This is a genomic window from Mycobacterium sp. SMC-17 (assembly GCF_045310915.1).
In the GTDB taxonomy this organism is placed as follows: Bacteria; Actinomycetota; Actinomycetes; order Mycobacteriales; family Mycobacteriaceae; genus Mycobacterium.
The window spans coordinates 109,797-123,922 of record NZ_JBJIAK010000004.1; the positions used below are offsets into that span (position 1 = coordinate 109,797).

The 14,126-nt window shown below is 67.3% G+C and carries 16 protein-coding genes; 9 read left to right on the plus strand and 7 right to left on the minus strand.

The genetic code is table 11. The features are described from left to right. Nucleotides 1-17: 17 nt before the first annotated feature. On the plus strand, nt 18-1,301 hold the full coding sequence (locus ACJH7A_RS04335) for a cytochrome P450 (RefSeq protein ID WP_406801471.1): 1,284 nt from the start codon (nt 18-20) through the stop codon (nt 1,299-1,301). A 4-nt stretch (nt 1,302-1,305) separates the two neighbouring features. On the opposite strand, the gene ACJH7A_RS04340 is transcribed toward ACJH7A_RS04335, so the two are convergent. Both ACJH7A_RS04340 and ACJH7A_RS04345 read right to left on the minus strand, forming a co-directional pair. Continuing rightward, on the minus strand, nt 1,306-1,686 hold the full coding sequence (locus ACJH7A_RS04340; protein WP_061001227.1) for a cupredoxin domain-containing protein: 381 nt from the start codon (nt 1,684-1,686) through the stop codon (nt 1,306-1,308). Continuing rightward, entirely contained in the window at nt 1,683-2,591 is a 909-nt protein-coding gene (locus tag ACJH7A_RS04345) for a dienelactone hydrolase family protein (protein ID WP_406801472.1), read from the minus strand. Before ACJH7A_RS04345 ends, ACJH7A_RS04340 begins: the two co-directional genes overlap by 4 nt. 124 nt (nt 2,592-2,715) lie before the next feature. Here ACJH7A_RS04345 and ACJH7A_RS04350 point away from each other — a divergent pair, with 124 nt between their 5' ends. Next, a complete protein-coding gene (locus tag ACJH7A_RS04350; protein ID WP_212811328.1) occupies nt 2,716-4,515 on the plus strand; it encodes an amidohydrolase family protein in 1,800 nt (599 codons plus the stop codon). Further along, nucleotides 4,505-4,948, plus strand: a complete 444-nt coding sequence (locus ACJH7A_RS04355; protein ID WP_020100212.1) for a nuclear transport factor 2 family protein — start codon at nt 4,505-4,507, stop codon at nt 4,946-4,948. The genes ACJH7A_RS04350 and ACJH7A_RS04355 overlap by 11 nt, the downstream gene beginning before the upstream one ends. 7 nt (nt 4,949-4,955) lie before the next feature. On the opposite strand, the gene ACJH7A_RS04360 is transcribed toward ACJH7A_RS04355, so the two are convergent. Next, on the minus strand, nt 4,956-5,438 hold the full coding sequence (locus tag ACJH7A_RS04360; RefSeq protein WP_212811327.1) for a carboxymuconolactone decarboxylase family protein: 483 nt from the start codon (nt 5,436-5,438) through the stop codon (nt 4,956-4,958). Nucleotides 5,439-5,551: 113 nt separating this feature from the next. Next, nucleotides 5,552-6,031 carry a bacterioferritin gene (gene bfr / locus ACJH7A_RS04365; RefSeq protein WP_212811326.1) on the minus strand — a complete coding sequence of 160 codons (480 nt, stop codon included), beginning with the start codon at nt 6,029-6,031 and terminating at the stop codon, nt 5,552-5,554. A 273-nt stretch (nt 6,032-6,304) separates the two neighbouring features. Here bfr and ACJH7A_RS04370 point away from each other — a divergent pair, with 273 nt between their 5' ends. Beyond that, nucleotides 6,305-6,940: a fatty-acid--CoA ligase gene (locus tag ACJH7A_RS04370; protein ID WP_212811325.1), complete on the plus strand. Its 636-nt coding sequence runs from the start codon at nt 6,305-6,307 to the stop codon at nt 6,938-6,940. After that, on the plus strand, nt 6,940-7,128 hold the full coding sequence (locus ACJH7A_RS04375; protein ID WP_020100208.1) for a bacterioferritin-associated ferredoxin: 189 nt from the start codon (nt 6,940-6,942) through the stop codon (nt 7,126-7,128). Before ACJH7A_RS04370 ends, ACJH7A_RS04375 begins: the two co-directional genes overlap by 1 nt. Before the next feature lie 2 nt (nt 7,129-7,130). On the opposite strand, the gene ACJH7A_RS04380 is transcribed toward ACJH7A_RS04375, so the two are convergent. Genes ACJH7A_RS04380 through ACJH7A_RS04390 form a run of 3 tightly spaced genes read right to left on the minus strand, consistent with a single transcriptional unit; the run spans nt 7,131 to nt 9,226 of the window. Then, nucleotides 7,131-7,901: an enoyl-CoA hydratase/isomerase family protein gene (locus ACJH7A_RS04380; protein ID WP_212811324.1), complete on the minus strand. Its 771-nt coding sequence runs from the start codon at nt 7,899-7,901 to the stop codon at nt 7,131-7,133. After that, nucleotides 7,898-8,605, minus strand: coding sequence for an EthD domain-containing protein (locus tag ACJH7A_RS04385; RefSeq protein ID WP_212811323.1), 708 nt, complete (start codon nt 8,603-8,605; stop codon nt 7,898-7,900). Before ACJH7A_RS04385 ends, ACJH7A_RS04380 begins: the two co-directional genes overlap by 4 nt. 12 nt (nt 8,606-8,617) lie before the next feature. Beyond that, a complete protein-coding gene (locus ACJH7A_RS04390; RefSeq protein ID WP_371824572.1) occupies nt 8,618-9,226 on the minus strand; it encodes a PaaI family thioesterase in 609 nt (202 codons plus the stop codon). A gap of 451 nt (nt 9,227-9,677) precedes the next feature. Between ACJH7A_RS04390 and ACJH7A_RS04395 the strand changes: the two genes are divergently transcribed. The 4 genes from ACJH7A_RS04395 to lon all read left to right on the plus strand — a co-directional run bounded on the left by ACJH7A_RS04395 (nt 9,678) and on the right by lon (nt 14,074). Further along, nucleotides 9,678-10,358, plus strand: coding sequence for a LuxR C-terminal-related transcriptional regulator (locus ACJH7A_RS04395; protein ID WP_212811321.1), 681 nt, complete (start codon nt 9,678-9,680; stop codon nt 10,356-10,358). An 18-nt stretch (nt 10,359-10,376) separates the two neighbouring features. Continuing rightward, complete coding sequence (locus tag ACJH7A_RS04400) at nt 10,377-10,856, plus strand: nucleoside deaminase (RefSeq protein ID WP_212811320.1); 480 nt, start codon at nt 10,377-10,379, stop codon at nt 10,854-10,856. 174 nt (nt 10,857-11,030) lie between these two features. Next, the gene (locus ACJH7A_RS04405; protein WP_244872527.1) at nt 11,031-11,687 is read left to right on the plus strand and encodes a VC0807 family protein; all 657 of its coding nucleotides are present in this window, start codon (nt 11,031-11,033) and stop codon (nt 11,685-11,687) included. 29 nt (nt 11,688-11,716) lie between these two features. After that, nucleotides 11,717-14,074, plus strand: a complete 2,358-nt coding sequence (gene lon / locus ACJH7A_RS04410; protein ID WP_406801473.1) for an endopeptidase La — start codon at nt 11,717-11,719, stop codon at nt 14,072-14,074. Nucleotides 14,075-14,126 lie beyond the last annotated feature (52 nt).

Consider the following 14,126-nt stretch of genomic DNA (forward strand, 5'->3'; position numbering starts at 1 on the left):
GGCTTTACGCTCCGAAGATGGCCATCGCGTTACTCGACAACGGCGCACCGCCGGCCGACCTCGCACTGTCGGACATCGACCTCGGTTCGGTCCGGTTCTGGGGCCGGAACGACGGGATCCGCGACGGTGCATTCGCCACGCTGCGGCGCGAGGCACCCATCGCCTTCCACGCCGAACTGGCCCAGGAAGGGTTCGAATCAGGTCCCGGCCACTGGGCGTTGACGCGCTACGACGACGTGTTCTTCGCCAGCCGCCACCCACACATCTTCAGCTCCGCCGGCGGCATCACGATCGCCGAGCAGACGCCGGAGCTGGCCGAGTATTTCGGCTCGATGATCGTCATGGACGACCCGCGGCACACGCGGCTGCGCAACATCGTGCGCAGCGCGTTCACCCCGAAGGTCGTGGCACGCACAGAAGCGTCGGTGCGCAACCGGGCCCGCAGCCTGGTGAAATCCATGATCGAACGTCACCCGGACGGTCAGGGCGACATCGTGGCCGACCTTGCCGGTCCACTGCCCTTGCAGATCATCTGCGACATGATGGGCATCCCGGAGCCGGATCACGAACGGATCTTCCACTGGACCAACATCATTCTCGGGTTCGGCGATCCCGATCTGACCACCGATTACGAGGCGTTCTTCCGGTGCGCCATGGACATCGGCGGCTATGCCACCGCCTTGGCCGATGACCGGCGCGTCAACCCGCACGACGACCTGACCACTGCCCTGGTGCAGGCCGAGGTCGACGGCGAACGACTCACCTCGAGCGAGGTGGCGTCGTTCTTCATCCTGCTGGTGGTCGCGGGGAACGAGACCACACGCAATGCGATCAGCCACGGGGTGCTGACGCTCAGCCGGTTCCCCGAGCAGCGCGAACAGTGGTGGGCCGACTACGACGCGGTGGCACCCACCGCCGTCGAGGAGATCATCCGCTGGGCCTCCCCCGTCGTCTACATGCGCCGGACCCTGACGCAGGACTTCGAGCTGAGCGGCGTGAAAATGCAAGCCGGACAGAAGGTCACGCTGTGGTACGGCTCGGCCAACCGGGACGAGGCGAAATTCGACCGGCCCTGGCTTTTCGACGTGCACCGGAACCCCAATCCGCACTTGGGCTTCGGCGGCGGTGGCGCCCATTTCTGCCTGGGGGCGAATCTGGCCCGTCGCGAGATCGCGGTGGCGTTCGAGGAGATTCACCGCTGCGTGCCCGACCTGAAGGCCACCGACGAGCCCGACCGGCTGTGGTCGCAGTTCATCCACGGCATCAAGCGCCTGCCGGTCAGCTGGACACCGCCGCACTGAGGCGCTACTGCACGATCAGGACACCGACCATCCCCGGGTGGTACACGCAGTAATACGGGTACCGGCCCGGTGTCGTGGGTGCGTTGAAGGTCGTCTGCGCGTTGCCGCCGACCTTGACGTCGAACTGCCCCTTGACCTTCGACGTCACGGTATGCGCGACGTCGTCACTGTTGACGACGGTGACCTGCGCGCCGGGCGCCACCGTGAGCGGGTCGCCGAAGTTGAGCGCGGTGATGGTGATCGCCGGCCCCTGCACCGGCCCGGTCACCGGCACCGCGCTGGACGTCGGGGTGCTGTTCGGCGCCGGCGCCGGGGTCGCGCACCCGGCAACCGCGCCGGCCACCAGCGCCGCCGCCACCAGCACCACCGGCAGGCGCGTCGTCATGCCAGGTACCTCTGCATCCAGGACTGCGTCTGCGCCCAGGCATCGGCGGCCGCGGTGGGGTTGTACCGCTGGCCCGAGTCGTTGAAGAACGCATGATCGGCGTCGGGCTCCACGACGATCCGGTGAACCGTGCCGGCCTGCTCGAGTGCGGCGGCCGCCGCGTCCTTGCTCGCCGTCACCCGAGCATCCTTGGCGCCGTAAAAGGCCAGTACCGCAGCCTGTTTCGAGCCGGCGAAGTCGTGCGGGTCCGGCAGCGGCCCGTAGAACGGCAAGGCCGCCGAGAGCCTCGGCTCACCGGCGGCCAGGAGCTGCCACGTGAGCCCGCCGCCGAAGCAGAATCCGAGCACCGCGAGTTTCATGCCCGGCGCCCGCCGCTGCAGCTCATCGAGGCCTGAACGCAGGTCGGCGACGAACTGGTCGGGCGGGATCTTCCCCAGTGCCGCAGTGGCTTCCGCGGGATCTTTGAAGGTCGCGGTGCCGCCCTGCGCCGACAACAGGTCGATGCCCAGCGCCGAGTATCCGATGCCACCGAAGCGTCCGACCACCGACCGGACCCAGTCGTTCAGTCCCTTGTTCTCGTGGATCACCAGCACTGCGCCGCGGGGCTGAGCAGCCGGGGCCCACGCTCCCTGCAGTGTGCCGCCGGCCCAGGTGATGGGCGTGGGCTGCACGGCGTTCTCGATCCCCGGCGGTGGGCCCGGCTCGATGGACGGCTTGCCTGCCGCGGTCGACGTCGTGGCCGCCGTCGGTCCCCGGCTCTCGCCGCAGGCCGCCAGCAGTGCGGTCGCGGCGGCGGTGCCCACACCCAGCAGCGCGAGCCGGCGCAGCGCCTCGCGCCGGGACAGCAATCCGTCGACGTGGTCGGTGGCGATTTCCTCGGCGATGTACCGCTGCAAGGGGGTCACCCGAGCCAGTATCCGCCCTGATCCTGAGCGACGTCACAAGGTTTCCCCAGGACGAGTAGACATTTTCTAGAAAGTGTTCACTTTTTCATTGACATGGGCCTGACCGGCACGCTTCTATAGTTAGGTGACCTCTGCAACGACGTTCGACACGATCATCCGCAATGGCCGTTGGTTCGACGGAACCGGCGCGCCTTCCGCGGTCCGGGACATCGGAATCCGCGCTGGACACGTCGTGGCGATCGGCGTGGACCTCGACGACACCGGATGCCCGAACGTCGTCGATGCCACCGGCAAATGGGTGACGCCGGGCCTGCTGGACATCCACACGCACTACGACGTCGAGGTACTGGCCGGCCCCGGCCTGGCCGAGTCGCTGCGGCACGGCGTGACCACCGTGATGCTCGGCTCCTGCTCGCTGTCCACGGTGCATGTCGGCGGCGAAGACGCCGGTGACCTGTTCGGCCGGGTGGAGGCCATCCCGCGCGACCACGTCATCACCGCCGTCGACGAGAACAAGACCTGGGACACCGCAGAGGGTTACATCAACGCACTCGAGGACCGGCCGCTGGGACCGAACGTGGCCGCGTTCATCGGCCACTCCGACATGCGCACCGCCGTCATGGGCCTGGACCGCGCCACCCGCAAGGACGTCCGGCCCACCCGCGGCGAGCAGGCCGAGATGGAACAGATGCTCGCGGCCGCACTGCAGGCCGGGTTCGTCGGAATGTCCTCGCAGCAGCTGCTTTTCGACAAGATCGACGGTGACACCTGCCGGTCGCGCACCCTGCCGTCCACCTACGCCAAGGCCCGCGAGCTCCGCCGGCTCAAGACGCAGCTGCGCCGCTCGGGCCGCATCCTGCAGTCAGGCCCGGACCTGCAGAACCCGCTGAACCTGGTGTCGCAGTTGGCCCAGTCGCTCGGCCTGTTCCGCGAGAACCTCAAGACGAGCCTGCTGTCGGCCGCCGACATCAAGGCCAACCCGTACGCCATCACCATCATGGGACCGGTCGCCAGGCTGGTGAACAAGCTCGGCGGCAACTTCCGGTGGCAGCACCTGCCCGTACCGTTCGAGGTGTACGCCGACGGTATCGACCTCGTGGTGTTCGAGGAATTCGGTTCGGGCGCAGCGGCTCTGCACCTGCGCGACGAGGTCGAGCGCAACGACCTCATGCGCAATGACGAGTACCGCCGCGAGTTCCGCAAGGACTACGAGAACAAGTTCGGCGTACGGGTGTGGCACCGCGACTTCTTCGACGCCGAGATCGTCGGCTGCCCCGACGAGTCCCTCATCGGCAAGACCTTCGGTCAGGTCGGCGTCGACCGCGGGCTGCATCCGGTGGACGCCTTCCTCGACCTGGTACTCGAATACGGCCGCGATGTCCGTTGGCGCACGACGATTTCCAACCACCGCCCCGAGGTGCTCAAGAAACTGGCGCGCGACCCCGGCATCCAGCTCGGTTTCTCCGACGCCGGTGCGCACCTGCGGAACATGGCTTTCTACAACATGGGCCTGCGCCTGCTGCGGCACGTGCGCGACGCCGAGCGCGCCGGTACGCCCTTCCTGACCGTCGAGCAGGCCGTGCACCGGCTGACCGGCGAACTCGCCGACTGGTACCGCCTGGACGCCGGACATCTGCGCGTCGGTGACCGCGCCGACCTCGTCGTCATCGACCCGGAGCGGCTGGACGATGCGCTCGACGCCTACGCCGAGGAGCCCGTGGCGCAGTACGGCGGACTGTCCCGCATGGTCAACCGCAACGACGCCACCGTCGCCGCGGTGTTCGTCGGTGGCCAGCAGGTCGTCCGCAACGGGGTGCCGACCGATCTCGTCGGCACCACCCGCACCGGCCGCTTCCTACGGTTCGCCCGTCAGACCCCCGCCCTGCCCGTCGCCAAGGAAGGTGAGTTCGCCAGTGTCGGTTGAGGATACGGTCCACGGATTGTGGCAGGCGCTGTCGGCGCGGGACTGGGAGCGACTGAAGGATTTTGTGTCCGACGACTGCATCTACCTGGACATGCCGGTCGGCCCGGCCGCCGCCGCGCGCGGGCCCGAGGACATCGTCAAGCGGCTCAAGATCGGCCTGGAGCCGCTGGCATCGTATGAGAACTTCGACGGCCTGCTGCTGACCAACGGCGCCGATGCCATGTACGAGCATCACGAGGAATGGCATTGGGAGACCGGCGAATCCGCGATCCTCAAGTTCGTCACCGTGCACCGCGTCGAGAACGGCAAGGTGACGCTGTGGAAGGACTACTGGGACATGGGCGCGCTGTCGAACTTCGCGCCGCCGTCCTGGCTGGAGAATTTCGCGACCGCTGACATGTCGTGGATCTTCGACGCGACCGGACTGGTCTAGACCCCTCTCAGAGGGTGATCTTGCAGGCCTGACCGATGTCGAGGGTCCGCAGCATGCGGCCCATGCCGAGCCACATGGCGCACGAGAGCGCCAGGTCGGTCATCAGCTCGTCGCTGAAATGCTCTGCGGCACGGGCCCAGAAGTCTTCGTCGTCGCGCAGCCCAGTGTGGTCGGAAGCGAAACGGTAGGCGAACTCGGCGGCGATGCGCTCCTGTTCGGAGTAGCCGGGCCAGGTCTGCCACACGCCGGCGTGGTTGTAGAGGTCTTCGTCGACGCCCTCCGCCTCGGCTGCCGAATCGCGGGTGTTCTGGCACACCACGCACTCGTTGTCGAGGGCGATCACCACGCGGGCCAGTTCACGTACACGCAGCGGCAGGCGGCCCTTGGTGTAGACGGCGTTGGTGAAACCGGCCATGGCCGTGCCGATGTCGGGTGACTTGACCACCCAGGCGGTTACGTCTTCGTCGGTGAAATCTCCGATTCGGCTCACTTTTCGCACGCTACGCCAAAACTGAAACAAGTTCTAGTTTTTCGGCGGACAAATTCCCGGCGTACGACAACGGCCCCGCCCCGAAGGGCGAGGCCGTGTTCGACCGGGACCGCCTATGACGGCGGGCGCGACACGCACTGTGCCGCGTAGAGCTGCCCGCCGAGCTTGTCCATGAGCTCCAGCTGCGTCTCCAGATAGTCGATGTGACCTTCCTCGTCTGCGAGGATGGCCTCGAAGATGTTCGCGCTCGTGGCATCACCCTTCTCGCGGCACATGATGATGCCCGGCTTCAGGCGGGTGACCACCTCGTACTCGATGGCCAGGTCGGCCTCGAACTGCTCGCGCAAGGTCTGCCCGATCCGCAGCGAGAACAGCCGCTGGTAATTGGGGAGGCCGTCCAGCAACAGGATGCGATCGGTGAGGGTTTCCGCATGGCGCATTTCCTCGAACGATTCTTCACGCGTGTGCTTCGCCAATTCCGTGAAGCCCCAGTTGTCCTGCATCTTCGAATGCAAGAAGTATTGATTGATCGCAGTGAGTTCACTCGTCAATTGCTCGTTGAGCAGTTTGAGGATCTCGGGGTCGCCTTGCATTTCGGCTCCTTTAAAACACCATCGGGCTGGGTCAAGTGTCACTGGCGCGGAACAACAACGTGCCTGTTCCAAACCTAGTCGAGTGACCCTTTGTCGGCGACCGGTTCGGCGGGTGTTTCGCCCCCCCGATTCGATCCCGAATCCCCGGTATCCAGATCCACGACTCCACTGCTGGCCAGCAGCTATGGACTGGCTGCCCTAAGTAAGGTTAGACTGCACTAACCCCCGCGGCGCCCGTCCGCGGACCCGAGCGACCCGGAATGGCAGGAGCCGATGAGCGAGCAACCGTTGCACTCGCTCATTCTTGCCGCTGATTTTCGTGTCGACGATGTGGAATCCATGTGGGAGCGGGTGAAATCGCATCGGTCGATTCTCACCGAGCTTTCCGCACACCACGTCGTCGTATATTCATCACTGTGGGAACCGGGCCGGGTATTGGCCACCGTCGGAATTCGTAATGCAAATTCCGTCCGCGAAGTTCTGCGTTCGCCGGCGATATTCGAATTCTTCGATGCCTCGGGCGTGGACGACATCCCCGCGATCTTCGCCGGTGAAGTGGTCGAGAAGGTCGATATCGCCGAGCCCCCGCCGGGCCAGCATGCCGTCGCGTCCGTCGTCGTCGGCGTCGTGACCGCGGTCGAGGACGTCCCCGCCCTCATGGACAAGGTGCACGACGCCGCCGCCCGGTTCCGCGACGCCGGCGTGTGCAAGGTCTGGGTGTACCGGGCCTTCGACGACGGCCACGAGGTGCTGATCCTGCAGCAGATCGTGAACGAGACTGCCGCCCGGCGCTGGATCGATCACCCCGATGCCGCCGCCGAATGGATGTCGGCCGCCGGATTCGGCGTCTATCCAACGGTTTTCGTCGGGACCCTGGCGCACATCACGTCGATCGAGGCGGCCGGCTGATGTTCGTCTGCCTGTGTACCGGAGTGACGAGCCAGGTCGTCACCGAACTCGTCGAGGGTGGCGCGACCACGTCGAAGCAGATCGCCGAGAAATGCGGCGCCGGCCTGGACTGCGGCCGCTGCCGCCGTACCGTGCGGGCCATCATCGAAGCGGCCCGCACCGACTGTCCGGTGCACAAAGCGGGTTAGCGCTACCCCTTGCGCCCCACGAATGCGCTCAGCGCATCGGCATTGGCGGCCCCACCGAGCAACTCGGCGAACTGACCGGACTCGCGCTGCGTCGCCGCGACGATCGCGTCGCGCGTCGGCTCGACCATCGCGTGCTTGACGGCCATGAGACTCGAAAGCGGACGCGAGGCAATGATTTCCGCATGACGACGGGCCTCCGGCAGCAGATCGTCGGGCTCACACACCCGCCACACCAGGCCCATGCGCAGCGCTTCCTCGGCGCTCACCCATTCCGATGACAACAGCAGCCAGGCCGCGTTCTGCCGGCCCATCAACCGCGGCAGCAGATACGACGATGCCGCCTCCGACGCCACGCCCAGGCTGGTGAACGGGCATTTGAGCCGCGCCGTCGTCGACATGAACGCCAGATCGGCATAGCCGAGGATGGTGGTTCCGATACCCAGGCCGACGCCGTTCACCGCACAGATCAGCGGCTTCGGAAACGCCGTCAGCGCCTCGATCAGGCCCGGGAAGCCGTACTCCCCCATCTGATATTCGGGATTGTTGACCATCTCCTGCATCTCGACCAGATCGTTGCCGGCGCTGAAGGCCCGGCCGGCGCCGGTGAGCAGGACGACCGAGACCTCCGGATCGGCCGCGGCCTCCTTCAGCGCGATCGTCGTGGCGTCGTAGAGCGCTTCGCTGAACGCGTTGAGTGCGTCGGGCCGGTTGAGGGTCAGGGTCCGGACCCGGTTGGTGTCGTCGATCTGAACGAGCGCGGCGGGGTCGGTCACAGGTTGTCTCCAAACGGGTTGCGCATGATGTAGCGGCTGGTGGGCACGGTGTCGATGTTGACGTTGGCGCCGAAGGCCGACGTACTCGCGGCCATCTTTCCGGCGCGGTCGGCCAGATCGGCATCGTCGGCGGCGCCGAAGAAGGCGTGCAGACTCGTCGTCGCCTCGATGGGGAACAGCTCCTCGACGATCGCGCCGAGCTCCGGGGCGTCGGGCGTCAGCGAACGGACCACGGCGTTCTGCGTGTAGCCGAACGTGGACTGGGTGTCGATCGCGATCTGGGTGTGGTCGATGTGCCAGCGGCGGAACCACTCTCGCTCGTCGATGTCTTCGGGACGGCGCAGCAGCGCGATGTTCGCCAGGCCGGTGGTGCGCTCCCCGAGGACGATTGCCGGGCCGGCCAGCGGGACCGACTCGGTGACCAGATATGCGGCCAGTTCGGTGCATTCGGCCCGCAGTCGCTCCAGCGCGGCCGTCATCTGCGCGCCGTAGTACTGCTGCGTCCAGATGCTGATCACCGCGACCACCGGCGGGTCGAGCGTCGTCAGCAGCATCAGCGAGTCCCGGACGGCGCCGTCTTTGACGTTGACCGCCAATCCGGGCAACCCCAGCGCCAGCAATTCCCCGGCAACCTCGGTGCGCAGCCGCTCGCACCAGGCGTCGTCGGCGGTGTCACGCCGCAGCGTGACCATGACCTTCTCCATCGAATCTCCCCGTCAGTCCCGCGCCCAGCGCGGCGTGATGAACACGCCCTCGGCCTCCACCGTGATGCCCTCGGCATCGGCGATGTGCCCGACGGCGTAGGTCTTGATGCCCTCGGTCCGCACGATGCGGGCCTCGGCGTGCAGATCGCCGAGCCGCGTCATGCGCCGGTAGCGCATGGTGAGGGTGCCGGTGAGCCGCGGCTGTCCCGGCAGGCTCGCCCCCTCGCCGAGGACGTGGTCGAGGACCATCGCCGACACCCCGCCATGAACGTGGCCCGGCGGGCCCTCGTAGGCGGCGCCCAGATGGAAGTCGGCCGACACGCTGCCGTCGGCAGCCCGGATGAGGACGACGGGCGGCGCGATCGGGTTTCGAACCCCGATCACCGCATTGCCCCAGGGCATTTCACTGCCCTGCGCGCCGAACCTGATGCCGAACGAACCCTCGAGCTGCTGCGCGCGGAGCTGGGCGGTGGCGGCGTCGATCTCGGCCTGCACGGCGGCGATGGCCGCGGCTCCGACCTCTGTCCGGATGGTGGCATCGATGAGCTCGCGTACGGACTGCGTGAGCGGTTCGTAGACGGCTCGCATCCGCGCCACCTCGTCGGCGCTCAGCTTCTGCATGGTGTCCTCGAGCACCCTTGAACTAGAACACGTTCTAATCAGGCTGTCGAGGGTGGGGTCCCACTGCCTGCGCGCCAACAGTTTTCGCCGTGGCCACGGCGACTATCGGCAGGCGAACCACCGCCGCGGATCGCACTGGCCGTAGCAACCATGAAACATGGATACAGCAAATGCGATACAGGATGCCGGAAAGCCGATTTACCGAGACCGTCGTTCCGCGATCCCGCGCCCATCACGCGCCGTGGTAGCACATCGCCACGTCGATGTGCCGCGCAATTGCCAAACATTCGCACCTTTGTCCGGAATGCTGTACATCGTCACACCCGCGCACTAGAGTTCGGCACAGGTGCCGCCGGCGTGCACGCAGCAAACTTCGACGGACAACACGGCAATGCGATCCCGGATACTGCCGGCGAGCCGGCGGGATCCGGTTGTGAAGGAGTTCAGGCCGATGCGGATCGATCCGTTCGCTGGATGTCAGGTCTCACGCGTGACCGTCGTCGACTCGTACGAAGTCGTCCATGCCGGCATCGCGGCCTGGCTCCGTGACGACCACGCACTCTGCGCGACGGCCACGTCCTACTTCGCCGACACCGAGGAGTTCCTGCGGCGACGGCCCGTGCCCGAAGACGACGCCCAGGTGGTCGTCCTGGGACTCAAGGCGGACGAAGCCAACAGTCTCGCCGCCGTGCGTGATCTCGACAACCGCGGTTACCACGTCGTGGTGTATTCGCATCTCACCGACCGCGACGTCATCCGCACCGCGATCGATTCGGGCGCCCGGACCTACCTCATCCAGACCGAAGGCCGGGAGCACCTGCTCAAGGCCATCCGGGCAGCCGTGACCCCGTTCCCCTATGTCGGGCCGAACGTGGCCGCCGCTCTCGACGACCGGGATTTCTGTCTGCGCCCGGTCCTGGCGCCACGCGAGCAGGAGGTGCTCCTGGCGTGGTTCCGGACGGACAGCAAGGAACTCGTCGCGCAGCAACTGTTCCTGGCGCCCAGTACCGTGCGCACCCACCTGCAGCGCATCCGGGCCAAATACATCGCCGCCGGCCGCCCGGCCGGCACGAAAGCCGCGCTGGTGGCACGCGCCATCCAGGATCGGATCATCAGTATCGACGATCTGTGACTCCGTAAACTTCACGCCATGACCGTCACCGCCGATGATCTGCGCCACCTGAACCGCTGCGTCGAGCTGGCCCGTGAGGCGCTGGAGGACGGCGACCAACCTTTCGGCTCGCTGCTGGTGGATGCCGACGGCGTCGTCGTCTTCGAGGACCGCAACCGGGTTTCCGGCGGAGACCAGACCCAGCACCCCGAATTCGCCATCGCCCGTTGGGCGGCAACCAATCTCGATCCCGCGCAGCGCGCCGCCGCGGTTACCTACACCTCCGGTGAGCATTGCCCCATGTGTTCGGCCGCGCACGCCTGGGTGGGGCTGGGCCGCATCGTCTACGCCACGTCGTCGGCGCAACTCGGCGGCTGGCTCGGCGAATGGGGCGTGGCACCCTCCCCCGTTGCGGCGCTGCCCATTTCGGCCGTGGCGCCCGGCGTGCCCGTCGACGGCCCCGTCGATGAATTCGCCGACACCATGAAGGAGCTGTACGCGGCCTGCTTCCGGCCGTGAGCCCTGTTCCGAGTCCGAACCGTTAGCCAACTGCGACGTCACTCTTCGGCATCGAGACGAGGAACCGGACGTCCCGGGTGCTTCACTATTCAGTACGGGAGCCTGCCGTTACCCCCGAGACGGCAGGCTCCCGCTTTTGGCCACCACTCAGGATCACCGCATACTGTCGTCGCCGTGAGCCAGGCACAGTCCATGCGACCGATCATCCGCGGCGTCCTGCTCGACATCGCTCCGCCACTGATCGCGTACTACGGACTGCGGGCCGCCGGCGTGTCCGAATATGTGGCGCTGCTCACCGCCACGGTGCTGGCCGGCGGCAAGGTCGCCTACGACGCGATCAGCGCGCGCCGTCTGGACCCGTTCGCGGGTTACCTCATGCTCAATTTCGGCCTGAGCCTGGCCGTCGGGGTCAGCACGTCGGATCCGCGAATGCTGCTGGCGGGCAACACGTTGGTGGGCGGCCTCGGCGGCCTGGTCTTCCTCGGCAGCTGCGTGGTCGGCACCCCGCTCACCCAGATCGTGTCGGAGCGAGTTCAGACCGAAGAACACGACACCGGCCCGGCTGCGGCCGCTTACCGGCGGCGCGTGCACATTCTGCTCTCAGCGATGTGGGGCGTCGGCCTGCTCGTCGGCACCGCACTGCATCTGGCGGTCATCTTCTCCACCCCGGTGGACGTCGCCAACGCCCTGACCTCGGTGTTGTCGCTCGCCACCACCGGCTTGCTGATGACTGCGACGTTCGTGGTCGGCAAACGGGCCGCGAACCGCTGGGAAGAACGCCAACAGGGCGAGCCGACGACCCTGGAACAAATCGACACCCCCAAAGGTTGAGCGCAGGAGATTCAACTTTGGAGGTACGGATGTCTGACGCCACAACAGCGCCCATCGCTGTTCCCGTCCTGTTTGTCACCGAGCCGATCGTCCTGCCGGGCATGGTCGTGCCCATCGAACTCGATGAGGCCGCACGTGCCGCGGTCGACGCGGCCCAGGCCGCCGCAGCCGCCGGCGAGGCCGGGAAGCTGCTCATCGCGCCCCGCCTCGACGACCGCTACCCCACCCACGGCGTCCTGGCGTCGATCGTCCAGGTCGGCCGCGTGCCCAGTGGCGGAACCGCCGCCGTTGTCCGCGGTGAACGGCGCGCACACATCGGGTCCGGCACATCCGGCCCGGGCAGTGCGCTGTGGGTTCTGGTCGACGAGATCGCCGAGACCGAGGCGACCGAGGAAACCCGCACCCTGGCAGCCGAGTACAAGAAGCTGTTGCTGGCCATCCTGCAGCGCCGCGAGGCGTGGCAGATCGTCGATGCCGTCAATCAGATCAGCCAGCCGTCGGCACTGGCCGACACCGCGGGCTACGCGTCGTACCTGACGGACGTGCAGAAGCGCGAGCTGCTGGAGACCTCAGATGTGAGTCGTCGCCTCCACCTGCTGATCGAGTGGACCGGTGAGCACCTGGCCGAGGTCGAGGTGAACGACAAGATCGCCGAGGACGTCCGCGCCGGCATGGACAAGCGGCAGAAGGAATTCCTGCTGCGCCAGCAACTGGATGCCATCCGCAAGGAGCTGGGCGAGCTGGACGGTAGCGCCGGGGCCGAGGAGCCCGCGGACTACCGGACCCGCATCGAGGCGGCCGATCTGCCCGAGAAGGTGCGGGAGGCGGCGCTGCGCGAGGTCGGCAAGCTGGAACGGTCCAGCGAGCAGACCCCCGAGGGCGGCTGGATCCGGACCTGGCTGGACACCGTGCTCGAGCTCCCGTGGAACGAGCGCACCGAGGATTCGACGGATCTGAAGGCCGCCAGGGAGATCCTGGACGCCGACCACCACGGTTTGGACGACGTGAAAGATCGCATCGTCGAGTACCTGGCGGTGCGGGCCCGCCGCGCCCAGCGCGGCATGGCCGTCGTCGGCGGCCGCGGCTCGGGCGCCGTCATGGTGCTGGCCGGGCCTCCCGGCGTCGGCAAGACGTCGCTGGGCGAGTCGGTGGCACGCGCGCTGGGCCGCAAGTTCGTCCGCGTCGCCCTGGGCGGCGTGCGCGACGAGGCCGAGATCCGCGGGCACCGGCGCACCTACGTCGGTGCGCTGCCGGGCCGCATCGTGCGGGCCATCGGCGAGGCCGCTTCCATGAATCCCGTTGTGCTGCTGGACGAGATCGACAAGGTGGGCTCGGACTACCGCGGCGATCCCGCGGCGGCGCTGCTGGAGGTGCTGGACCCCGCGCAGAACCACACGTTCCGCGACCACTACCTGGACCTGGATCTGGACCTGTCCGATGTGGTGTTCCTGGCGACGGCCAACGTCATCGAGAACATCCCGTCGGCGCTCCTGGACCGCATGGAGTTGGTGCAGATCGACGGCTACACCGAGGACGACAAGGTCGCCATCGCCCGCGACTACCTGCTGCCCCGGCAGGCCGAACGGGCGGCGCTGACCACCGACGAGGTGACGGTGACGGACGCGGCGCTGCGCAAGATCGCCGCGGACTACACCCGTGAGCCGGGCGTGCGGCAGTTCGAGCGGCTGCTGGCCAAGGCGCTGCGGAAGGTGACCACGCGGCTGGCGTCGGGTGCCGACGCGGTCACGGTGAATGAACCGGATCTGGTCGAGTACCTGGGCCGTCCGCGCTTCATGCCGGAGTCGGCGGAGCGCACCGCGGTCCCGGGCGTGGCGACCGGCCTGGCCGTCACGGGCATGGGCGGCGATGTGCTCTACATCGAGGCCGGATCGAACGACGGCGACCCGGGTCTGCAGTTGACCGGTCAGCTGGGCGACGTGATGAAGGAGTCGGCGCAGATCGCGCTGTCCTACGTGCGGTCGCACGCCGCGGAGCTGGGTGTCGATCCGAAGGCTCTGGACCGTCGCATCCACGTGCACGTGCCCGCGGGTGCGGTGCCCAAGGACGGTCCGTCCGCCGGTGTGACGATGGTGACCGCGCTGGTCTCCATGGCCACCGGGCGGCAGGTGCGTTCCGACGTCGGGATGACGGGCGAGGTCACGCTGAACGGGCGGGTGCTGCCCATCGGCGGGGTCAAGCAGAAGCTGATGGCGGCCCAACGTGCCGGGCTGACAACGGTTTTCATCCCGTCGCGCAACGAACCGGATCTGGACGACGTCCCGGCCGAGGTCCTGGACGCACTCGACGTGCGGCCCATGACCGACGTCGCCGACATCATCGCCCAGGCATTGGAGCCGGCGGCGGAGGCCGTGACCAACGCCGCCTGACAACCGAATACCGCGAGCAGACGCAAAACTGTCATTTTCGACCGAGATTCGA